27 protein-coding genes, 1 tRNA gene and 1 pseudogene are annotated in these 19042 nt (G+C 37.4%); 20 read left to right on the forward strand and 9 right to left on the reverse strand.

Annotated elements, in window-relative coordinates; translation table 11 throughout:
• Positions 1-40 precede the first annotated feature (40 nt).
• Positions 41-463: an NUDIX domain-containing protein gene (locus IPM62_00620; GenBank protein QQS39106.1), complete on the reverse strand. Its 423-nt coding sequence runs from the start codon at positions 461-463 to the stop codon at positions 41-43.
• Positions 464-588: 125 nt separating this feature from the next.
• On the opposite strand from IPM62_00620, the gene IPM62_00625 reads away from it, so the two are divergent.
• Together IPM62_00625 and IPM62_00630 are read left to right on the forward strand one after the other, a co-directional pair.
• Positions 589-663: transfer RNA gene (locus IPM62_00625), tRNA-Asn, on the forward strand.
• 238 nt (positions 664-901) lie between these two features.
• Complete coding sequence (locus IPM62_00630) at positions 902-1912, forward strand: methyltransferase domain-containing protein (GenBank protein ID QQS39107.1); 1011 nt, start codon at positions 902-904, stop codon at positions 1910-1912.
• On the opposite strand, the gene IPM62_00635 is transcribed toward IPM62_00630, so the two are convergent.
• Positions 1905-2405 (reverse strand): ATP-binding protein, encoded by a 501-nt coding sequence (locus tag IPM62_00635; protein QQS39108.1) that lies wholly within the window; start codon positions 2403-2405, stop codon positions 1905-1907. The genes IPM62_00630 and IPM62_00635 overlap by 8 nt on opposite strands.
• 407 nt (positions 2406-2812) lie before the next feature.
• Between IPM62_00635 and IPM62_00640 the strand changes: the two genes are divergently transcribed.
• From IPM62_00640 to IPM62_00660, 5 genes are all read left to right on the forward strand, one after another.
• A complete protein-coding gene (locus IPM62_00640; protein ID QQS39109.1) occupies positions 2813-3217 on the forward strand; it encodes a nucleoside triphosphate pyrophosphohydrolase in 405 nt (134 codons plus the stop codon).
• Between the two features lie 76 nt (positions 3218-3293).
• Positions 3294-3818 (forward strand): DUF1905 domain-containing protein, encoded by a 525-nt coding sequence (locus IPM62_00645; GenBank protein ID QQS39110.1) that lies wholly within the window; start codon positions 3294-3296, stop codon positions 3816-3818.
• An 81-nt stretch (positions 3819-3899) separates the two neighbouring features.
• On the forward strand, positions 3900-4319 hold the full coding sequence (locus IPM62_00650) for a DUF2178 domain-containing protein (protein ID QQS39111.1): 420 nt from the start codon (positions 3900-3902) through the stop codon (positions 4317-4319).
• Positions 4309-4506 (forward strand): helix-turn-helix transcriptional regulator, encoded by a 198-nt coding sequence (locus tag IPM62_00655; protein ID QQS39112.1) that lies wholly within the window; start codon positions 4309-4311, stop codon positions 4504-4506. The genes IPM62_00650 and IPM62_00655 overlap by 11 nt, the downstream gene beginning before the upstream one ends.
• A 35-nt stretch (positions 4507-4541) precedes the next feature.
• Complete coding sequence (locus tag IPM62_00660) at positions 4542-4913, forward strand: HEAT repeat domain-containing protein (protein QQS39113.1); 372 nt, start codon at positions 4542-4544, stop codon at positions 4911-4913.
• Positions 4914-5037: 124 nt separating this feature from the next.
• On the opposite strand, the gene IPM62_00665 is transcribed toward IPM62_00660, so the two are convergent.
• The 3 genes from IPM62_00665 to IPM62_00675 all read right to left on the reverse strand — a co-directional run bounded on the left by IPM62_00665 (position 5038) and on the right by IPM62_00675 (position 7204).
• On the reverse strand, positions 5038-5619 hold the full coding sequence (locus IPM62_00665) for a magnesium transporter (GenBank protein ID QQS39114.1): 582 nt from the start codon (positions 5617-5619) through the stop codon (positions 5038-5040).
• Between the two features lie 4 nt (positions 5620-5623).
• Positions 5624-6628 (reverse strand): magnesium transporter, encoded by a 1005-nt coding sequence (locus IPM62_00670; protein ID QQS39115.1) that lies wholly within the window; start codon positions 6626-6628, stop codon positions 5624-5626.
• A gap of 99 nt (positions 6629-6727) precedes the next feature.
• The gene (locus IPM62_00675) at positions 6728-7204 is read right to left on the reverse strand and encodes a hypothetical protein (protein QQS39116.1); all 477 of its coding nucleotides are present in this window, start codon (positions 7202-7204) and stop codon (positions 6728-6730) included.
• Between the two features lie 146 nt (positions 7205-7350).
• Here IPM62_00675 and IPM62_00680 point away from each other — a divergent pair, with 146 nt between their 5' ends.
• The 5 genes and pseudogenes from IPM62_00680 (at position 7351) to IPM62_00700 (ending at position 10861) form a co-directional block, all read left to right on the forward strand.
• The gene (locus tag IPM62_00680; protein ID QQS39117.1) at positions 7351-8487 is read left to right on the forward strand and encodes an ABC transporter permease; all 1137 of its coding nucleotides are present in this window, start codon (positions 7351-7353) and stop codon (positions 8485-8487) included.
• The gene (locus IPM62_00685) at positions 8480-9169 is read left to right on the forward strand and encodes an ABC transporter ATP-binding protein (protein QQS39118.1); all 690 of its coding nucleotides are present in this window, start codon (positions 8480-8482) and stop codon (positions 9167-9169) included. The genes IPM62_00680 and IPM62_00685 overlap by 8 nt, the downstream gene beginning before the upstream one ends.
• 133 nt (positions 9170-9302) lie before the next feature.
• Positions 9303-9644 carry an AraC family ligand binding domain-containing protein gene (locus IPM62_00690; GenBank protein ID QQS39119.1) on the forward strand — a complete coding sequence of 114 codons (342 nt, stop codon included), beginning with the start codon at positions 9303-9305 and terminating at the stop codon, positions 9642-9644.
• A 7-nt stretch (positions 9645-9651) separates the two neighbouring features.
• A pseudogene (yjjX, locus tag IPM62_00695) lies at positions 9652-10183 on the forward strand (inosine/xanthosine triphosphatase).
• 48 nt (positions 10184-10231) lie between these two features.
• Positions 10232-10861, forward strand: coding sequence for a hypothetical protein (locus IPM62_00700; GenBank protein ID QQS39120.1), 630 nt, complete (start codon positions 10232-10234; stop codon positions 10859-10861).
• An 18-nt stretch (positions 10862-10879) separates the two neighbouring features.
• Here the strand turns inward: IPM62_00700 and IPM62_00705 are convergent, their stop codons facing one another.
• Positions 10880-11134 (reverse strand): hypothetical protein, encoded by a 255-nt coding sequence (locus IPM62_00705; protein QQS39121.1) that lies wholly within the window; start codon positions 11132-11134, stop codon positions 10880-10882.
• Positions 11135-11195: 61 nt separating this feature from the next.
• Here IPM62_00705 and IPM62_00710 point away from each other — a divergent pair, with 61 nt between their 5' ends.
• Positions 11196-11336 (forward strand): hypothetical protein, encoded by a 141-nt coding sequence (locus IPM62_00710; GenBank protein QQS39122.1) that lies wholly within the window; start codon positions 11196-11198, stop codon positions 11334-11336.
• Between the two features lie 79 nt (positions 11337-11415).
• Here IPM62_00710 and IPM62_00715 read toward each other — a convergent pair whose 3' ends face one another.
• Entirely contained in the window at positions 11416-12150 is a 735-nt protein-coding gene (locus IPM62_00715) for a hypothetical protein (GenBank protein QQS39123.1), read from the reverse strand.
• A gap of 142 nt (positions 12151-12292) precedes the next feature.
• Here IPM62_00715 and IPM62_00720 point away from each other — a divergent pair, with 142 nt between their 5' ends.
• The 6 genes from IPM62_00720 (at position 12293) to IPM62_00745 (ending at position 15360) form a co-directional block, all read left to right on the forward strand.
• Entirely contained in the window at positions 12293-12883 is a 591-nt protein-coding gene (locus IPM62_00720; protein ID QQS39124.1) for an HD domain-containing protein, read from the forward strand.
• 9 nt (positions 12884-12892) lie between these two features.
• Positions 12893-13417, forward strand: coding sequence for a hypothetical protein (locus tag IPM62_00725; protein ID QQS39125.1), 525 nt, complete (start codon positions 12893-12895; stop codon positions 13415-13417).
• Positions 13414-13629 (forward strand): hypothetical protein, encoded by a 216-nt coding sequence (locus IPM62_00730; protein QQS39126.1) that lies wholly within the window; start codon positions 13414-13416, stop codon positions 13627-13629. The genes IPM62_00725 and IPM62_00730 overlap by 4 nt, the downstream gene beginning before the upstream one ends.
• A 178-nt stretch (positions 13630-13807) precedes the next feature.
• Complete coding sequence (locus IPM62_00735) at positions 13808-13978, forward strand: hypothetical protein (protein ID QQS39127.1); 171 nt, start codon at positions 13808-13810, stop codon at positions 13976-13978.
• A gap of 343 nt (positions 13979-14321) precedes the next feature.
• The gene (locus tag IPM62_00740; GenBank protein ID QQS39128.1) at positions 14322-15056 is read left to right on the forward strand and encodes an SGNH/GDSL hydrolase family protein; all 735 of its coding nucleotides are present in this window, start codon (positions 14322-14324) and stop codon (positions 15054-15056) included.
• A gap of 112 nt (positions 15057-15168) precedes the next feature.
• Complete coding sequence (locus IPM62_00745; protein ID QQS39129.1) at positions 15169-15360, forward strand: hypothetical protein; 192 nt, start codon at positions 15169-15171, stop codon at positions 15358-15360.
• An 83-nt stretch (positions 15361-15443) separates the two neighbouring features.
• On the opposite strand, the gene IPM62_00750 is transcribed toward IPM62_00745, so the two are convergent.
• Both IPM62_00750 and IPM62_00755 read right to left on the reverse strand, forming a co-directional pair.
• On the reverse strand, positions 15444-17174 hold the full coding sequence (locus tag IPM62_00750) for a hypothetical protein (GenBank protein QQS39130.1): 1731 nt from the start codon (positions 17172-17174) through the stop codon (positions 15444-15446).
• A 134-nt stretch (positions 17175-17308) separates the two neighbouring features.
• A complete protein-coding gene (locus IPM62_00755) occupies positions 17309-17806 on the reverse strand; it encodes a hypothetical protein (protein QQS39131.1) in 498 nt (165 codons plus the stop codon).
• A 67-nt stretch (positions 17807-17873) separates the two neighbouring features.
• On the opposite strand from IPM62_00755, the gene IPM62_00760 reads away from it, so the two are divergent.
• On the forward strand, positions 17874-19013 hold the full coding sequence (locus IPM62_00760) for a PQQ-dependent sugar dehydrogenase (protein QQS39132.1): 1140 nt from the start codon (positions 17874-17876) through the stop codon (positions 19011-19013).
• Positions 19014-19042: the final 29 nt, after the last annotated feature.

Genomic DNA, 19042 nt, shown 5'->3' on the forward strand with positions numbered 1-19042 from the left:
GTCGTAAAAGTCAAACAACAAACGCCATTCTGCGTTTCTTTTAAATATACTTTTCAATTTCAAACGTGGGGTAGCAGATTATGCTTTTATCCTTTACCAAAGAAACAGGTATCCACACTGCAGGGAAGTTGGGCGAGTCGGGGTTGGGAATTGTCTCACTGCCTAATACCTTTTCGTCTCTTAATTCACCCTCAAAGACAAAAATTACTTCATGACCTCTTTCGCCTTGATAAATAAAAATTTCCTCAATTGGTGTTACAAATTCTAGATTAAATATTTCTACACCCAGCTCTTCAAATATTTCTCTTTTAAGTGTATCAATTGCTTTTTCTCCAAATTCGACGTGTCCTCCAATTAGTCGGTAAAAGGTTTCGTTTTTGATACTGTCAAAACCTTTATTCAAAAGAAGTTTGTCATTGTGCTTAATTATGCACATTGCTTTTACTTTAATTTCTTTTATCACATGTGAATTATATCAAGAGAATTTGATTTTAAGGAATCGAAAGTATGATCTGGATAAAATCAGGCTTAATTGATATACTTTACTCGCTTTGTAGTTTTGCAAGGCGAGTACATTAATATAATTATTCCCCGGTAGCTCAGCGGCAGAGCAGAGAGCTGTTAACTCTAAGGTCGTAGGTTCGAATCCTACCCGGGGAGCCAGATAGTAATTAAAAATAACTATTTGAAAAGCACCGAAGGGTGTGAAGCCATTTCACCCGACGGGTGATATAATCCAAACAACTTAGCTAAAGCCACTAGAGAGCTTTTTGATTTGTTTGAAATAACTACAAGAACTTATTGCGAGAAAGTTAATAAAGATTTCCCAGAAGACAAAGTTATCGCAATGCGTAGGTTATTTGACGAGTTTGATTTGGCTAAAAAGTGACCAATATTTTTTATGAAGTTTATTGCATATACAGTGAAGGGGTTAGAAGAAATTGCAAAAGACGAGTTGTTTCAACTTACGCCAAATGCTGAGGTTCTGGAAGTAGGTCCCAAAAGGATTATTTTTGAAATTGATGAGGCAATGCCTTTATTAAAGCTAACTACAGTGGACGATATTGGTTTGCTAGTAAGCCAATATAAAGGGATAAACATTGATGAAATCACTTCTAATATATTAGAACTTAACTTTGGTGAAGCTAAAGACAAACTTCGTGACATACGCAAAATAGAAGATACTTTTTCAGTTACGGTTAGTAAAGCAAGAACCCAGATTGATACAAATGATCTTCAAGTAAAAATTGCTAATGCTTTAATTGATAAATACAAATGGGAATATACCCAACTAGACCATACTACTTTTGATGTGCGGGTTTTTATTGATAAAAAAGATATTTATGTGTCAGTTAGGCTAACCGAGAAGCCGTTATTTCACAGGACTTATAAAGTTGCTTCGGTCATAGGCGCATTAAAGCCAACAATAGCTTCTGCGATGGTTAGATTAGCCATACAAGGCACTAAAGGTCTTGTGGTGGATAGTTTCTGTGGTAGTGGCACTATTTTAGCCGAGGCGTTAGGCGCGGGTAATGAGGTCTATGGAGGTGATATAAGTGGCGAGGCCATAGAAGTTTGTAAAACTACATTAAGAAATATGGGTTACGAACCTAGCGACAAAATTAAAGAGCAGGATGCAACTAAAACAAACTGGCCTGACAATTACTTTGACTTTGCTATTTCAAACTTACCTTGGGACAAACAAATAAAAATTGATAGCGTTACGAACCTTTATATCGGAACCTTATCTGAGTATGCTCGTATGGTTAAACCGTTAGGAAGTATATGCCTTTTAGTTTCAAACCCAGATTTACTTGTAAAACTCGCCAAAAAGTATTTTCCTAATAGAAAAATAGGGAAATTAACAATTGGAGTATTGGGTCAAAAGCCTACAATTGTTACTATTAGTTAGCTTCTATATTCTCCTTAACCCACTCGTCTAAGTCCATATTGATATTGTAGGTAATGTAATTTTCGTCAGCACTTGGAGCTTCAAACATACCTAAGGCTCTTTTAAGGGTTACTTCTTCAAGTTGACCTCGTTCTTTGGTTTGTTCATTCCTTTCCCACCTAGCCCTAATTTCGTTTAGTGGTGTATTTAGGTATATAAGTTTTGACCCAACATTTAAGCTTTTTGCTATATTTTTAGCAGTTTCTCGTTCACTCCTTTTAAGATTGCCGAGGTCTAATACGACAGTCTTACCTTCGGACAATAACTTTTTAAGCTCCTTATATCCTTCTGAGTAAACTATGTTCCAGTCGTCCTGTGTCATTTCTTCAACCTCGTAACCTTTTTCGTCCATAATATCGTCCATAGAAACACCACTAAAACCAAACCGTTTAGTGAGTTCTTTGGTAAGTGTAGTTTTTCCTGAGTAAGGAAGTCCTATCAAAATATAAAGCATAAGCATATTATAAAGGTTAATTTGCAGTAAGGTAATTGGCTTTACTATAATCTTGCTGATAGGCAAGTAGGCATTGAAGCATAACCTCGCTTTGCTTATCAAGATATTGCGAACTAGGGTTATTTATAAATGTGCCTATTAGGGGGAGCCAGATAGTAATTAAAAATAACTATTTGAAAAGCACCGAAGGGTGTGAAGCCATTTCACCCGACGGGTGATATACTAGTTAACACCAAAGTCATCTGTAATGTTTGCTAGCTTGCAAATTCCTTCAATAAAATATTTTTTCTCCGCTTCCATAAATTCCTGTGAAGCTGTATCTGTATTAACCGCAAATTATACATATGAGTTTAAGTAATTTTCAGGTTTACTATTTTAACGATTTTTATTACATGGCATAATAAGGCATGAGAAAATTTGAATTCAAAAAACTGGTAAGAGACAAAATTGTAGAAGGCATTATCGCAGTGGGTAACAAACCAAACTGGAAAACCCTATCCGACTCAGAGTTTGTTCATGAGCTAAAGAAAAAGATTGTCGAGGAGGCTTTGGAAGTACCACGGACAAATGACCCAGCGGAAGTAGTTAAGGAATTGGCAGACATACAGGAAATAATTGACAACTTGTTGGAAGCGCTAAAGATTTCAAAAGAAAAATTTGCAGAAGTTCAGAAGAAAAAGAATGAAGACCGAGGTTCGTTCAAGAAAAGACAATATATTGACACAGTAGAAACTTCAGACGAAGTTACCAAGTGGGTTTCGTATTACCTTGATAATCCGGATAAATACCCTGAGGTCAAAGATGTCAAATAGTGGAGATACCTCCAAAGCCGTAACGGAAAAGCTTGCTTACACCATGTTGGTTAAACGGGGTAAGCTAAATACATAAATGGACACTTGTACAACAAAACTATATAACATTGGTTTGTGGACAATTGCAAGATTACCTGAAAATATCAGCAAAAAGCTTCCGTCCCGAGGAATGGTGATGGTGGAAGGAAGGATTAATGGTGTGTATTTCCAGACACCGCTTGAACCGGACGGGAAAGGGAGTCACTGGTTTAGAGTAGATGATGTTTTACTTAAAAAAATTAATGCCAAAGCAGGCGATACGATTGATCTGAAACTTGGACCTATTGACGATTGGCCGGATCCCAAAATACCCAAAGATGTTGATAGGATATTTAATACCTTAAGTATTAAACAGCACTGGGACAGTATTACTCCAAATGCCAAATGGGAGTGGATACGTTGGATTCAGTCTACAGGTAACAAAGCGACTAGGGAAAAAAGAATTAATCTGGCGATTGCAAAACTAGCTAAAGGGGAAAAAAGACCATGCTGTTTTAATCGCAATATGTGTTGTGTACCCGGCGTGTCAAAAAGCGGTGTTCTTATGGATTCTAGTAGCTAATCTTTTCCCGACTTCACATGGATTGGAATTATTTGTAAAATATAGTTGACATAATGTAAAAAATAATATACATTTAAGCGAATGAATCTCAAAACATACACTGTATTGCGGAGGTTAATCACATTTACCGTTGGCTTGATTGTCGCAATGGCAACAGTTCGCGGCAGTTATTTATTGGCACTGACGGGGATTGTGACAGGATGTATTTTTCTAGTTATTGTACGGTCAAAAGCGGGAATAAAAATTGACGAACGGGATAAATTGATACGAGAAAAAGCCGCACAGATGGCATATGCGATTTTCACACCGACTTTGGCAATAGGTACATTCCTTATCATGTTTCCCACACTAAGTGATCTGTCCGTATTTGCCAATGGTGAATTTACTTATCTGGAGTCTCTTGGGGTAATATTTGCATATTTAACGCTATTTTTAATAACAGTGTATGCAATTTCATATCATTTTATAAACCGAAAGTTTTCGGGCGGCAATGAAGAATAATATTAAAGTACAAAGAGCAATGCACGCTATGACTCAAGAGCAATTGGCTAAAAACATCGGAGTAACAAGACAAACTGTCAATGCCATTGAGAGCAATAGATACTTACCGTCTTTGGGATTAGCCTTCAAAATTGCAAACTTGTTTAAGGTTAAAATTGAAGATATTTTTCTTGATGACAAAAAATGACACTTAAAGATCAGGTTGTAAATAAAATAATATTCATGAGTGCAATCGGTGTTAGTGTACTTGTGCTATTTTTCGTTATTACGTGCACATGGATAGGCTTTGATGTAAAAACTACATGTCAAAGTGCAAAAGAAGAATATGGAGGTGATTGCACGGAAGCACTTTCCAGCTTATTGGATGATGAAAACAGAGGATTTAAAGCAAGAAATTCTGCGATTTGGGCGTTAGGTCAATTGGGAGATAAAAAGGCTTTGCCTGTCTTGGAGAGTTATTATACAGGTGTCATTCCCGAAAGAGAGCCGCTTAGTGACAGCATTAGCCAATATGAACTTAAAAAAGCAATAAAGCTCGCAAGCGGGGGAATTAATATCACTTCGCTTTTTTGGAAATACGGAATTGAAAACTAGTAAAGTATGGGTGTAACAATTTTATAATTTAAAATCCTCAGCGTAATTTCATGAAAGGAACTGGTTTATTGAAGCAAAACAAGATTTAAACAGTTCAACTAAAGTGTTTTAGTACACCACAAATCTACAAAATAAGTGACGCCACAAAGAAATAAATCGTGATACTCAAGATGTCCTGGATAATGGTTGCAATTGGGCCACTGGCGTTAGCGGGATCCGTATTTGTTTTTTCAAAGATTCTCGGCATGATAAGACCGGTAAAAACAGAAGAAAGAATTGAGAAAAATAAAGAGATTGATAAAACCATGCTTATTGTTAGTTCGTGATTAAGTATCAGCGTAGAGAGAAATAAAAGTAAACTGACAATCAATCCAACAAAGGTGACCGTTGTCAGATGTTTCATGAAATATTTTATAAAATTTATCTTTGGATGCATGGCGAAATCGCGAATGACATACGATTCCATTTGTGTTCCCACGGCATCGCTCATATAGACAATCAAAGGTATAAATCCCGCCAAAACGATGTTTGTCGAGAGAAGTTCTTCAAATCCTCCAACAATTTTGGAAGCGAGAAGTCCTCCAAGTAAACCAATAAATAGCCACGGAAGTCGGTGTTTGAGGGATTTTGTCAGTGATAGTTTGAAAACATCATCGATCTGACCCGTATGATTAATGTTTTTGTGATGGTGAGAATAGGCACGCATGAAATTAAAGAAAAACGCTCGCAACGCCAAAGTAAATCGAAACACTCAGAAGATCTTGTAAAATAGTAGCAAACGGGCCACTACCTGACGCGGGTTCTTGGTTTAGCTTGAAAAGAAGGTAGGGAATTAAGACCGCGACAATTGTCGATACGGAAATGGCAACAAATGATGCCAAACCAACCACAATTCCAATAAAAGACAATTTCCAAAATGTAGCGATTACCAACCAAATTAAAGTACCGCATATTAGGCCAATACAAGTACTGGAGACGAGTTGCTTTGCAAAATACGGAAGGATTGTCAGTTTGGGACTAAAAGCTAAATCACGAACAAGGAAAGTTTGGGTCTGAGCACCCACTGCATTGCCTATATAAACGACAAGAGGAATGAATATCGCAAGAACCACATTTGCCGATAAGGTGTGTTCGAAAAATCCAATTACTTGTGCGGAGAAAATTCCTCCAATTAATCCCACTAATATCCACGGTAAACGAGAGATGATGTTTTTAAAAATACCATAGTCAAGAATTGTTTGGTATTTGTCTCCAATTGAAACGACTCCTGCGAAATGATGAAAGCTGTTCCTGTATTGATTGTAAAGAATTGCCAACACTTTATCGTTCGTGAGTACACCCACAAGGTGATTGGTAGTATCGACAATGGGAACGGCTTTGATGTTATGTTTTATTGCCATGTGCGCAACTTTTCCTTTGTTTATTTTTGGATGACTAACGACCAGATCCGTTATCATAATGTCTTTGACCTTTTTGGCGGGGTCGTTTTGGAATAATTCTTTTATGGAAATTACACCGGCTAACTGACTGTTTATATTATTTACGTAAATATAATCGACACTGTCTGTGTTTTGGGTAAATTCTGACAGCTTGTTTCTTATTTCTCCAATTGTCATGTTGCTATCAACTACCGGTATTTTGGTTGTAATGTCTTTGCCGACGGCTCCGTTGGGCAGGCGAAGTTTCTTCTTGGTTTGTAATTTACGTGAATTCATGTATTTATAGACTTTCCACGAGGATCGCTCGGGGTATTTTTATAACTTACGTCAAATATAACTTTACTTCAAACTCGTGTTCGGAGCAATTATGGTTAATTATCGCAAAGCTATTCCTAGGTACAAAAACAAAGCAATAAAAACGAAGGATATCCAGTATTGGGACGGTAGCAGGATAAACCATGAAGTATGCCAGGGGATTGCCTCTTTATTGAATTTTTTCAATCCATAGTGGGGATTAAAAACAAACCACAGAAAGTCGCCCAGTCTCAAGACAAACAATACAAACGAGATGATAAGGAATTCGTTGGCTAAACTCCACGCGGAAAAAAGTAGAGGTGTATGGGCAAGTGTAAGTATAAAGAGCCATAAAAAGGTGTGATATCCGGTTAGAGGTTTGTTGGCACCCGGAAAATAATTAAACCACTTCGGGTGAAGGCGCCAAGTGGATAAATTTTTTGCCCAACCATCTTTTCCTTCGATTTGAATTTCAAGTAGAGCCAGGAAGCTACTAATTGTTCCACCCAGAAGAAAATACTTTACCAGAAAGACGTGTAAGTCTGACATCCACTCCATAAATATATAATACTATATCTACAATAAAACAACTTCCTGTCAAATTTATCCGTGGGTCAAGTAAAAGAGATTTTATCAATTTAGTTTACGCTTGTCTTAACAAAAGTCGGTAATTAAGATAACTATGGTTAATATATACTGAAGTGATGAATTTTAATTTTCGTGTTGCGTGGAGATTTCTTACTTTCAATAAGTTGCAGACTCTGTTTATTTCAATTGGTATTGGAGTTGGGGTAACCGTGCAGATGTTTGTAGGTCTATTGATTGATAGTTTGCAAACAAATTTGATTGATCAGACGGTTGGTCGGTCTGCTCATATTACTGTGATTGCAGAAAAAGAAAAAGAATATATAAAAAATTCCGACAACATTCTAGAACTAATTAAGCCGATCGAGGGTATAAAAATTGCTCAGAAAGTAGTTGAGGGGAGTGTGTTGGCAATAGGAAGCGATGATAGTAAACGGGTAATTTTCAAAGGTGTGGAATTAATTAATAATGATATTTTTGGAATTTCAGAAAGTTTAGTTGAAGGATCCCTGCCCACAACCCAGAGTGAAGTGTTGGTGGGAACACAACTGGCGCAAACTCTCAATCTCAAGTTGGGCGACAGAATATTTTTAGACGATGTTTCGCAAGCAGGTGGAGGGTTTAGGATTTCAGGTATTTTCGATATAGGCAACAGCGCGATTAACGAAAACTGGATTGCTGCGGACGTTGAAACGGTCCAAAATTTCTTTGGATTGAGGAAATATATTAATCAGATAGCAATTCAGGTCGATGACATTTTTGCTGCCGATACGCTAGCCTTAACAATTGACCAGACTATCAAAGAAGAATCGATCAAAGTAACCAATTGGAAAGACGAAAACCGGGATTTTTTAAGTGCCTTATCTAGTCAAACAGCAAGTAGCTTTATGATTCAGTTTTTTGTACTTGTTTCGGTAATTATTGCAATTACGAGTATTTTGAGTATTACCGTCATGCAAAAACAACGCCAACTGGGAATATTAAAAGCCATGGGGATCAAAGATAGTGATTCAATGTCGATATTTATTATTGAAAGTTTTGCTATCGGTTTGTTGGGGTCAACGCTTGGGATTGCGGGTGGGTTTGGTCTTTTCCTGGGATTTATAAATGGAACAAAGTTGTTTGAACCTACGGTGAGATGGACGTATGTAGCAGGAACTTATCTTTTAACTGTTGTTGCATCGACTCTTGCGGGATATATACCGGCAAGAAAGTCGGCTAATTTAAATCCCATCGATATCATTCAAAATGAATAAAATAATTCAAATCAGCAATTTAAATAAAACATACGGAGATATTTCTCCCACTGTTGCACTAAAAAACATCAATCTGGAGATTAACGAAGGAGAAATTACGGCGATTATTGGCCAGTCGGGAAGTGGCAAGACAACGCTTCTTAACATGATAGGATTGCTTGATACTCCAACTAATGGAAATATAACGATAAACGGACAAGATGTGCGAAATCTGACAAACGACCAACGTGCCGAATTTAGGAACGAAGTAATGGGTTTTGTTTTCCAATTTCATTATCTTCTGCCTGAATTTAGCGTAATTGAAAACGTCAAAATGCCGTGTTGGATAAGATGCGGCAAAACAAGAAGCCAAGACGACAAGTGGGCAGATACGCTTATCGACCTTGTGGGTCTAAAAGAGGAAGCAAACAAACTGTCGACAAAAATTTCCGGCGGACAAAGGCAAAGGACGGCAATTGCCCGAGCTTTGATGAACAAACCAAAAATAATCTTAGCTGATGAGCCGACGGGAAATTTGGATACAAAAAACTCCGACAATATATATGAGATATTTAAAAAGATTAATCACGATTTAAAAACCACCTTTGTCATAATTACCCATAGTGAAGAAATCGCCAAACGCGCAAATAGAATTATTGAAATTAAAGATGGGGAGATAAAAAGTGATAGCAAGAAATACTAAAAGTGCTTTATTTTTTCTTTTCGGCAATACAACCTGATTTATCGTGTGGGTGGAGAATAGTCTTGCCGTCGAAGGCGCAAAAGATACCGCGTATCCAGGTTTGTTGAATATCGTATGTAGTATAATCGCTGTTGTGAAGGTAATTCCACAAAGCAAAGCAAAAAAATTCCAGAATAGTCGATATTGTGAGGTGCTTGAATATGGCTTAAATGATAAGGATATAAATGCTGCACTGGTTACAATAACTGGAAGATATCCCGATAAAGGCTATACGGTAAATAAAGCCTGTAAAGAATTGGTTTTAGTAATAGCCGGACGGGGAAAAGTTGTGATCGAAGAAAAAGTATTTCAACTCAGGAAAGGGAGTGTTATTCTGATAGAACCGGGGGAAAAGTTTTTCTGGGAAGGAAGGTTGACGATGTTCATGCCTTGCACCCCTGCCTGGTACCCGGCACAACATATTAAAGTAGATTAAGTAAATAATGAAAAAAGTGATTATAGCTTCAACAAATCCAGTAAAAATAAATTGTGTCAAACATGGATTCAGAAAAATGTTTCCTGATAATAAATTTTCTTTTGAGGGTATTTTATGTTAAATCAGGAGTATCAGATCAACCAATATCTGAAGAAGAAACCCGAAAGGGTGCACAACAAAGGGTGCGAAATGCATTCAAAACACATCCAAACGCAAATTTTTGTGTTGGGGTAGAAGGAGGATTAAAGATCAGAAAGGGGAAGATGGAAGCCTTTGCGTGGGTTACAATAAGATCAAAATCCGGAGTAGTCGGTGAAGGGAGAACGGGATCATTTATATTACCTGAAAAGATAGCAAAACATGTAAAGCAAGGAAAAGAACTTGGCGAGGCGGATGATATAGTTTTTGGACAGGTAAATTCAAAGCAATCAAATGGTACTGTTGGTAATCTAACCAAAAACGTTATTACTAGGACGTCGTATTATGAACCGGCTGTGATATTTGCTCTGATTCCCTTTGTGAATCCAGCACTTTATTAATTTGCGGTTATTGTATTTTTGGGAATGTGAGATTGAAACAAGATGTTTATGAAAAAATTAGTTTTTGTCGTTTTCTTTCAACTTATCCTTCTTCATATTTTCGTTACAAGTATCAAGGCAGATTTAATAAATCCTGATTATTTAACCAAAAAATGTTCACCGGGGAAAATCGAAGTTGAATGCAGTTATCGAAGCAGTAAGCCGTTTGGACCAAAAACTTTTGATGGGTGTGCCAAATACAAGAATGATTCCAATTACTCATATTTAACAAGCGAAGGCCATTCCTTTGGGGGAAAGGAGAAATATTGCTACACGCAGGGCGACTCAGTTAATTTTTTACTCTTAAACTTAAAGAAGTTATTTTCATTAGTGATAATCACAATTGCGCTTGAATCAATTTTTTACTTTCTTGTTGGGTTTAAAAATAAGAAACAATTTTTATCACTAGTTTTTGCCAACTTGGTTTCCGTATCTTTATTGTACCTTGCTACACTAACACTCCCGTATTCAAATTATTTAATAGTTTTGGGTATGGAATTAGCGGTGGTTGTTTTTGAAGCATGGTTTATAAAATTAGTTATAAAAACTATACGTGTAAGAAAGATATTACTTTTAAGTTTTGGTGCTAATTTGATTTCTGCAATAGTAGGTACCTTAATACTTGCTTTGTTGATGTAATAATCTTTGTAGGAAGGATTAGTATTTTTCCCTTAAGTTATTCAGTGCCAAGAAAATTTCTTTTTCAGCTTGACGGGCGAGCTCGGAGTGTGGATTAACGTTACCTGCCTCAAGTATCATCGTCGTTACAGCACGCCTTACACTGCCAAGCGTTACACCCTGACCCCTTAAACCATACACAGCAAATTCCGCATCAGGATCGTCGGGTGTCGTAAATTCTTTTCCGCCCAGGTTTCTGATTGGTGTATGTGAATTGGCAAGGCGTGTCGACACTGCTTCGGCAAGAGACCTGATAAAAGAATCGTCGGGTTCCTTATTGTTTTTTAGTCGCTCTATGGCAAGATTAATCGAATTGGCGGGTAGATATTTGGATAATGTTGCGACTATTTATCAAGGCAATGATCCCGAGCATACCGCAAAAAGAAAAGAAAACGTGGAAAGAGGGATTGAAATATATAAGAAAAGATACAATTAGTTAGGAAATTCTCTGTGTTTACAGAATGGCTTTTAAATATTAAGTCACAGAAATAAGACAAGTTTCTGAAACATATCTGTTATTCGTTTGCGGGTTTGACTTGTTTTGTGAGATTTTCTTCATACTGCCCCATTTTTTCAGGAGCCAAATACACCGTAATATTTTCAACTAGCCTGGCTTCAATTACTGTATCAACACCCATATATCTAGCGAGAATAGTATTTGGCATATTTTTCCATAAATCAGAGGCTGAAACACCCGTTCCACGCTTTCCCTCGAGCTCTCGGGCAGCTCCGGCTGTTGGTGATGCATGTAACGCGCGTATGACAATATAGGTTCCACCATTTACCTCCCCCTTTGGTTTTTTGTCTTCGACTTGTCCATCAGTACCGACTAATTCAGTGAAACCGATATGCTGATGATTTACCATTTTGCTGTCAGGAATATCGACAGTTTTCTTTTTTAGCCACCCCACCTGTCTAGATGAAGCTGCCCAAGTTCGAATTTGTTTTTCATGAATTGGCCTGGGGTCATGAGCTTGGTCCCATTCGGTTTGACCCTCAGGTTGTTCTGTATAACCGTTCGGGAAAGATACACCTCCGTCAGGAGTGGCTTTAACAATTACATTGGTGTGTACACCTCCTTCGTGCATTTCTGGTCCATTTTCTCCAAAAAGTTCAATCATCTCTGGTTTTGCTTTGACTGCTTCACTTATAAACTTACTTACATCTTCTGGCAGCACTCCAACAAGAGCCGCCGCACGATCAGCATGGGTAATACTTGTTGTTGACTCCTTACTAACTCTTTCTGTCATTTTTGGTTATATTGCCCAATAAGCCTTGGACGTCTAGATTATATATTAGTTAGTGTAAAAATTCACCAACAGAGTTAATTAGGACAAAAGCTGTATGAGTATTGTTGTGTATCAAATGTGCAAATAATATATACTTTTTGTTATGAAACCTTACGAAAAAGTATTGCAAGACGCAATTTTTCCCGAGCTTGAAAAGGGTCGACCCAATTGGGATAAGCCGCACACCGAAACCGTTGTTTGCTATGTTAAAAAAATTATTGAAAAATCAAAGGAATTGAATCTAGACGAGGACGTTTTGATTATCGCCGCTTATGCCCACGATTGGGGATATGCGAGGTTGTTTGAAAAGGGCAAGCGCTTAAGTTTGGAGGATATCAATAAAGCTAAAAAGGTTCATATGATTATCGGAGCCGATAACATAAAAAATCTGCTGACGAGTGATGAGTTTGATTTTTTGTCCAACAAACAAAAACGTCGGGTGGAGCATCTAGTCCGCGTTCATGACAACCTAGATATTTTACAAGACACGGATGAATTGGTGTTGATGGAGGCAGATACACTAGCGGGATTAGATGTAAAAAGTGTAAAGCCGTCTTTTGATGCAGTGTCAAATGCTAGGTACATGAGAAGTGTTTATACCAAAAGATACCCTTTGTTTATAACCGATTACGCCCTGGATCTGTTTGCAAAACTTTTCAAACAAAGGCAAGATTATTACAGAGGTTTAGATTAAACTAGTTACATGAATAAACTTTTTGATGGTTGTAAGGTGTATTTTTCCAATTCGATCAAAGGTGTCCCCGATATCGACCCGAATTTTGGGTACGAGCTGGTGCAATTTATGAAAAATAATGGAGCTGATGTTTTAAGTGAACACGTGGCCGGAAGAAATCAGAAAGAGATAGACAAGGTGTTTGAGCAACGTGTTGGAATTAAATGGGATGAGGTGGAAAATCCTTGGGAGATGGCGAGAAAAGTCGACATGGCATGGGTAGATGAAGCGACGCATCTGGTTGCCATAGTAAACAGTCCAAGTTTGGGAGTAGGTATGGAAATAGAGCGTGCAATTGGAAAAGCCAAAAGGGGATTAAATAAAACTTATATACTTTGTTTGGTTCGTGAAGATCTATTACACAATCTAAGCAGTATGGTTCGGGGAATCACCGAAGAAGAAGCGCCAGAATTTAACTTGGTAACGTATACCAATTTAGATGACGCTAAACAATTAATTGAGAAATTTTTGTCAAACAGTGCTTCATTTAAATGAACTTAAACGGCATGGTTAATATTTTTCTTATTGGTTGCTTTTTAAGCATTCCTGTGTTTGTTACCGGATTATATGTGATAAGGCAAAGGAAATTAAAAAGAAAAATACGTGCTCGGCATGTTCTTTTTGGTGTACTGCTTCAAGCCTTTTGGGTTTACCTGGTATATTATTATTTTGCCTTGGTGGTTAGAGAGATGATGATGAATTTGTAAACCAAGTGATGAAAATGCCTGTGCGGTTGTGATCAGCCATAAACATTTTTATAAGCGATTACATAAAACTGGCATTGGATCGGTCAGTTGGATATTTTAATAAGTATCTTAATTAAATAACATTAAAATTTCGCAATAAATATATTTGATACGTACTTTGGTGTATAATTCTGAGCTAATGACAGGGGAGTTTGGAAAAAGATTATCTGAACCTTTAGTACAACAAGGAGTTTCGTTTTGCAGGCGATTGGATTTACCCAGTAAGACCGCGACTGAATTAATTATAGAGTATGCCAGAAGACGTGATTTACCAAAATATGAAACCAAAGTCGATCAAGTAGAATTTTAGTGGAGTAGTGGCTGATAAATTACCCGGCATGAGGCAAACTTTTGAAGGATTATATCCAAATATTTTCTCCGAGAACTAGCCTTCAGTGGTATAACTCCCTTAGTGCGACACTCAAATATCTTAACAACAAAATAACTTTACAAAATTAAACTTGTGAAAGGATTTTGTCGACGGGTTTGCTGTGTAATACAACTTATTAAGCTGCTTATGAAATACCGCACTGACTTGTGTTGCTTGTTTAAATAGTAATTATTGGAAACAACATCCTTCACTAATTAAAGATCATAGTTTTTGAATCTGTGTTTTAGTGCGTCGCGTTAAGCGTATTTGGTATACTTTGGACATGTCGTTTATTGATAAGGAAGAAATTATTCGTAGTTTACGAACAGGTGGAAAGTACTACATTAGCTTTACAGGGGATTCAATTGCCAGCTGTGAATGGGTGCATCCAAATTGGCGCGATATTGTCATCTATGTACTTCAGTGTGAATTTACAAAGTATATGGACGGTGACTGGAAGACTGTTGAGTGGGGACTGAAGGGTTTTAACTTTGCTTACGATGGTTCAACTACGAGTGACATTGTTACCAAGACTGATGAGATAATGATGGTAAATCCCAACCTGGTAATTTGTTTAATGGGAGGAAATGATAAGACATACCACGTAACTCCCGAACAATCTGTTGAAAATATCATGAAGTTTTCAAAGACGATAAATGATTCACGCGTAAAAGTTGCTTGGTCAAATACCATCGCCTCGATCAGTACGCAGATTAATACGAAGTATAAACCATATACGCATTTGTTCATGCAAATTCCCGACACCACGTCTTTTTTTAAAATTGATATGTTTGGTAAATATTCCGCTTTCCCGGTTGAGAAATTTTTTACTTTTATATCGGAAGAAATACCGGAGGAAAACGTCAAAGAAGGGGATCCGGATGTGTGGCACCCAAATCAGTTGGGTAATTCCTATATCGCCAAAGTAATTCTAGACACGATTTTTGGAATAGATTTTGATCCGGAAAAATATATCACGGATACGCTCTTGGGTAAAAAACACCCGGGTTATCAATAAGCAAACTTTTCTTACCCCCTAAAAAAATTAACGCCGCAAAATATCTATCTTGGCGAAACTAACTCAAAGTTATTATTTGCGTTCTCCTAAATTTGGAATATAGTGAATTTAGATGCCTCGCGAAGTTGAGACTAGTAAAATTGATGATGGTGTTGCACAAGATGCAGAGAGAAAGCTTCGTGAAAAGTATGTCGACGGCATGCATCATCCCAATAAACAGGTAGCAACTCATGCCGAAAACGTAATGCCGCTTATTAAAATATTTGAAAAAGCCGGACGACGAAAACGAGAAAGTAATAATTAAAGAAAACTAATTAACATAAAAAGTGTTACGTTAAAAAACTGCATTGTTTTAAATATTACCGAAAGTAGTGAGCAGAACAGTTATTAAATTTTGGGAGCATGAATCCACGACTCGCAAAACCTTGTCTTATCCAGACTATCAAGGTCATAGTCGTCCAATAGGTGAAATCTACGATACATGGCATCATTTTTATTACACGTTGCATCGTTGTAAATATTATAAAGCGTACCGGCATCTTTGTGGTCCAAAATAGCATTGTCTTGTTTTTTGTCTTTATGGCAATCCGATCCGGCGATAATGATATAGGTGGAGCTGTCATTAAACGTGGGGCAGTTGGCACTGAAAATAACCCGCGAATCTAAGCTAAATGAATCACGTGCTGTGTCGGGTGAAGCGAGATTTTCTAGTTTATTAGTATATAGCGCATATCCACAGAAACTTGATCTGGGAGTGTTTGTTACAACGTAAATTGAACGGTCGGGGTCTGTGAAATCAATGTACCTTGAGATTATCTTGTCGGTTAAAAAATAGTTTTCCTGTTGAGAAATCGGTAATTGAAAATAGTAAAAATGTAAAAATTTGACATACGAAATTAAGTAAAGCAGGAAAATGAGGACCGCCGCAGCTTTTTGGAAACTTCTATTTTTGACACCAAACGCGTAATTAATACCATACGCTACAAACATTGTCATAATCGGTAGAGCCAGAAATGATCTGTTTACCTGGGAAGTGTCAACGGCACCGAGAGCGGTAGTGAGTGGTGATACAAGTAGTAGTGAGGTAAGTAAATAAAAAATCTTTCTTCTTTTCCTAAAGAGTGCAAATGCTCCAACAAAAATAAACACACTATCAATAACAAAGAATAGACCATGATCTTCGTATCGGTATGTTGCTCTAGTGTCACCCGAAAAAAATAGTACTTCTGGAGAGAAGACGGAAAAATATTTCTTTGCAACCGTTTCCAGCATAACTGATGGTTTATTGATTAATATATGTGAATACGGAAATTCGATAGAATTTCTTCTAATAGCATCAACTGTGTGGGCAATGTCATCCTGTCTGAAAATAACGATATCGTTTTTTCGTCCAGTTAATCTATCACCCGGAAGCATTGAGTCGATTGCGAAATACGAAATCACAAACATTGTCACAAGAAGAGTAGACCAAACAGTTATCTTTTTTGCAACTTGTCCGTCTTGTTTAAATTTGTAAACTGCGATGATTAACATAAAAGGAAGAAGAATTATTTTGGCACCTTGATAAGAAAAAAATGCCAATATGAAAAAAACGCTTGAGAGAACAAAATACGACTTTGTTTTAGCCCTAATTAAGAAGTGAAAAGATGCAAGCGAAAAAAGAAGTGCCCAAGGAGTGTCGACAGCCCATCTTGCCAAAAAATAACTCCAGGGATTGATTAAAAATAGAAGTGCGCTTGTTGTGGCAAGTTTTGTATTGTTAAAGATTTTTTTTGTAAACAGGAAAAGTATATAAGCGGTCATTAAGTTTACCAGTGTCAGTAACAGTCTGGTTGAAAATGGTGTAAGAGGAGTTAATAGGGAATATATGCCGTATATATAGGTAGGGACAAAACTTATTGCTCCTTCTGTCTTGGTGCGAAAAAGTGACAGCGGGAAGGAATAACCGCTTAGATCAGACCCGTTTGTCATATAACTAACCCCGTTTGCCAGATAAATCGCTTCGTCATGTGCCATGCCGGCAGGAAATCTATCAAGCCATACGAATTTGGAAAATATAACGCCTGCCAAAATTGTTAACCAAATAATTCTGGATAATCGGGAAGAGAAAAATTTCATGTATTTATTATATCTTATCCCCCGGAGTGTATTAATAGAGGACAATAGGTCGTGCAGTTATTACTTTGCCAAATAACAGTTCGAGACATTACGCGAACAATGTATGAAACACGATAAAAGAAAAGCTTGTGGAATTATTCTGAAGCTTCTTCGGTAGGCTTTTTTACCTTAACTACCTTTTTTTCGGGAGCTTTTTTAATCTCAACTTCTTTTGCTTCGGTTACTTCGGGTTTTTCTTCGACGACTTTTGCCTCAACCTCTGACAGAGTCTTTGCTTCGACCGGTTGGGTGGGTTGAAGTAATGCTAAAATTTTATCGAGTTTAGCAATGACTGTTTCCATTTGACCATTTCCGCTAGGTCGTCTCTGTTGACCACCACCGCTTTTTTTAGTAAAGCAGTTGTCGCAATAAATAGGTTTACCGCTTGTTGGTTGGAAAGGAACTTCGCATTCATTGCCGCATGTATCGCATACAGCTTTGTGCATCATTGGTCTTTCTCTCCTACCGCCGCCAAATCCGCCTCTGCCACCACGGTCGCCACGATCATTGAAATCACGCTGATTTGAATTTCTCCAACTGGGTCTTCCACCTCTATTTCGATTATTATCTCTCACGAAGTAGATTATACTCATATATTGTTGTAAATACTAGATAGCAGAATTATGAGAGTATTTTGGTATAAATGGTAAAATATAAAAGATGAAAGTCAAAAGTTTCATTGTAGCGTCAATTATCTTTTCCTCTTTCGTTTTGTTGGTTTTGGTTGATAAGTTATATTTATCAAAAAAAGATCTTTTGGGGATGGTTAAGCTTGAATCGACCGAAAACACAGTTGTCGAAAAAGAAACCGTGGAATTTCTTGAAATACTGGCAAGTAATCTAGAAGTACCTTGGGCAATAACATTTTTACCCGACAACACAATGCTTGTTACGGAACGCTCTGGAAAAGTCAGACAAATTGGCGTTGATTCAAAACAAAATACCCCAATAGCAACACTGGATGTAAAGCAAATAGGAGAAGGGGGTCTTTTGGGAATTGCAGCACATCCCAATTTTGTCGAAAACCACTTTGTGTATTTTTACTATACCTACAGTGGAAACGAAGAATCTACTTTAAACAAAGTGACGCGAATGGTTTTTGAACATGAGTCTCTTAGAGAAGAAATGACAATTGTTGACAAAATTGAAGGTGCCGCAAACCACAACGGCGGAAGAATTAAGTTTGGCCCGGATAATTATTTATACATCACAACCGGTGATGCACAAGAACCTTCTTTGGCTCAGGATATTACCAGTTTGGCAGGAAAAATTCTTCGTGTTGGTGATGATGGTCGGGTGCCCGACGACAACCCATTTGGTAATCTTGTCTACTCATACGGACATAGAAACCCGCAAGGAATTTCTTGGGACGAAAACGGAAATTTGTGGGCAACAGAACATGGAAGATCGGGTGTTTTGTCCGGACGTGATGAAATAAATAGAATTGAAAAGGGTGTAAATTATGGTTGGCCGGAAATTCAGGGTGATGAGAAAAGGACAGGTATGGTTTCTCCCTATATACATTCCGGGGATTTTACGACCTGGGCTCCTGCAGGAATTGCGATTAAAAACGGCATTCTTTATTTTGGTGGTTTGCGCGGACAAGCATTGTATAAAGTTGACACAAAAAAGAATGTAGTAGAAATCGAGGAATTATACAAAGATCAATTTGGAAGAATAAGAGAGGTGATTTTCGGTCCTGACAATTATGTATATATAACAACGAGCAACAAAGACGGTAGGGGCGATCCTGATGATACTGACGACAAGCTAATTCGTATAAATATAAATAGTCTGTAAACACTTACATGATGTTATAATCCACATAA

Source organism: Candidatus Woesebacteria bacterium (genome assembly GCA_016700095.1).
Classification (GTDB): Bacteria; Patescibacteriota; Microgenomatia; order UBA8517; family UBA8517.

Bases quoted from the DNA above. Each gene is read 5' to 3' on its own strand.
- IPM62_00630 (QQS39107.1), top strand. From the start codon at position 902: ATGAAGTTTATTGCATATACAGTGAAGGGGTTAGAAGAAATTGCAAAA.
- IPM62_00635 (QQS39108.1), bottom strand. From the start codon at position 2,405: ATGCTTTATATTTTGATAGGACTTCCTTACTCAGGAAAAACTACACTT.
- IPM62_00640 (QQS39109.1), top strand. From the start codon at position 2,813: ATGAGAAAATTTGAATTCAAAAAACTGGTAAGAGACAAAATTGTAGAA.
- IPM62_00645 (QQS39110.1), top strand. From the start codon at position 3,294: ATGGACACTTGTACAACAAAACTATATAACATTGGTTTGTGGACAATT.
- IPM62_00650 (QQS39111.1), top strand. From the start codon at position 3,900: ATGAATCTCAAAACATACACTGTATTGCGGAGGTTAATCACATTTACC.
- IPM62_00655 (QQS39112.1), top strand. From the start codon at position 4,309: ATGAAGAATAATATTAAAGTACAAAGAGCAATGCACGCTATGACTCAA.
- IPM62_00660 (QQS39113.1), top strand. From the start codon at position 4,542: ATGAGTGCAATCGGTGTTAGTGTACTTGTGCTATTTTTCGTTATTACG.
- IPM62_00665 (QQS39114.1), bottom strand. From the start codon at position 5,619: ATGCGTGCCTATTCTCACCATCACAAAAACATTAATCATACGGGTCAG.
- IPM62_00670 (QQS39115.1), bottom strand. From the start codon at position 6,628: ATGAATTCACGTAAATTACAAACCAAGAAGAAACTTCGCCTGCCCAAC.
- IPM62_00675 (QQS39116.1), bottom strand. From the start codon at position 7,204: ATGGAGTGGATGTCAGACTTACACGTCTTTCTGGTAAAGTATTTTCTT.
- IPM62_00680 (QQS39117.1), top strand. From the start codon at position 7,351: ATGAATTTTAATTTTCGTGTTGCGTGGAGATTTCTTACTTTCAATAAG.
- IPM62_00685 (QQS39118.1), top strand. From the start codon at position 8,480: ATGAATAAAATAATTCAAATCAGCAATTTAAATAAAACATACGGAGAT.
- IPM62_00700 (QQS39120.1), top strand. From the start codon at position 10,232: ATGAAAAAATTAGTTTTTGTCGTTTTCTTTCAACTTATCCTTCTTCAT.
- IPM62_00710 (QQS39122.1), top strand. From the start codon at position 11,196: ATGGCAAGATTAATCGAATTGGCGGGTAGATATTTGGATAATGTTGCG.
- IPM62_00715 (QQS39123.1), bottom strand. From the start codon at position 12,150: ATGACAGAAAGAGTTAGTAAGGAGTCAACAACAAGTATTACCCATGCT.
- IPM62_00720 (QQS39124.1), top strand. From the start codon at position 12,293: ATGAAACCTTACGAAAAAGTATTGCAAGACGCAATTTTTCCCGAGCTT.
- IPM62_00725 (QQS39125.1), top strand. From the start codon at position 12,893: ATGAATAAACTTTTTGATGGTTGTAAGGTGTATTTTTCCAATTCGATC.
- IPM62_00730 (QQS39126.1), top strand. From the start codon at position 13,414: ATGAACTTAAACGGCATGGTTAATATTTTTCTTATTGGTTGCTTTTTA.
- IPM62_00735 (QQS39127.1), top strand. From the start codon at position 13,808: ATGACAGGGGAGTTTGGAAAAAGATTATCTGAACCTTTAGTACAACAA.
- IPM62_00740 (QQS39128.1), top strand. From the start codon at position 14,322: ATGTCGTTTATTGATAAGGAAGAAATTATTCGTAGTTTACGAACAGGT.
- IPM62_00745 (QQS39129.1), top strand. From the start codon at position 15,169: ATGCCTCGCGAAGTTGAGACTAGTAAAATTGATGATGGTGTTGCACAA.
- IPM62_00750 (QQS39130.1), bottom strand. From the start codon at position 17,174: ATGAAATTTTTCTCTTCCCGATTATCCAGAATTATTTGGTTAACAATT.
- IPM62_00755 (QQS39131.1), bottom strand. From the start codon at position 17,806: ATGAGTATAATCTACTTCGTGAGAGATAATAATCGAAATAGAGGTGGA.
- IPM62_00760 (QQS39132.1), top strand. From the start codon at position 17,874: ATGAAAGTCAAAAGTTTCATTGTAGCGTCAATTATCTTTTCCTCTTTC.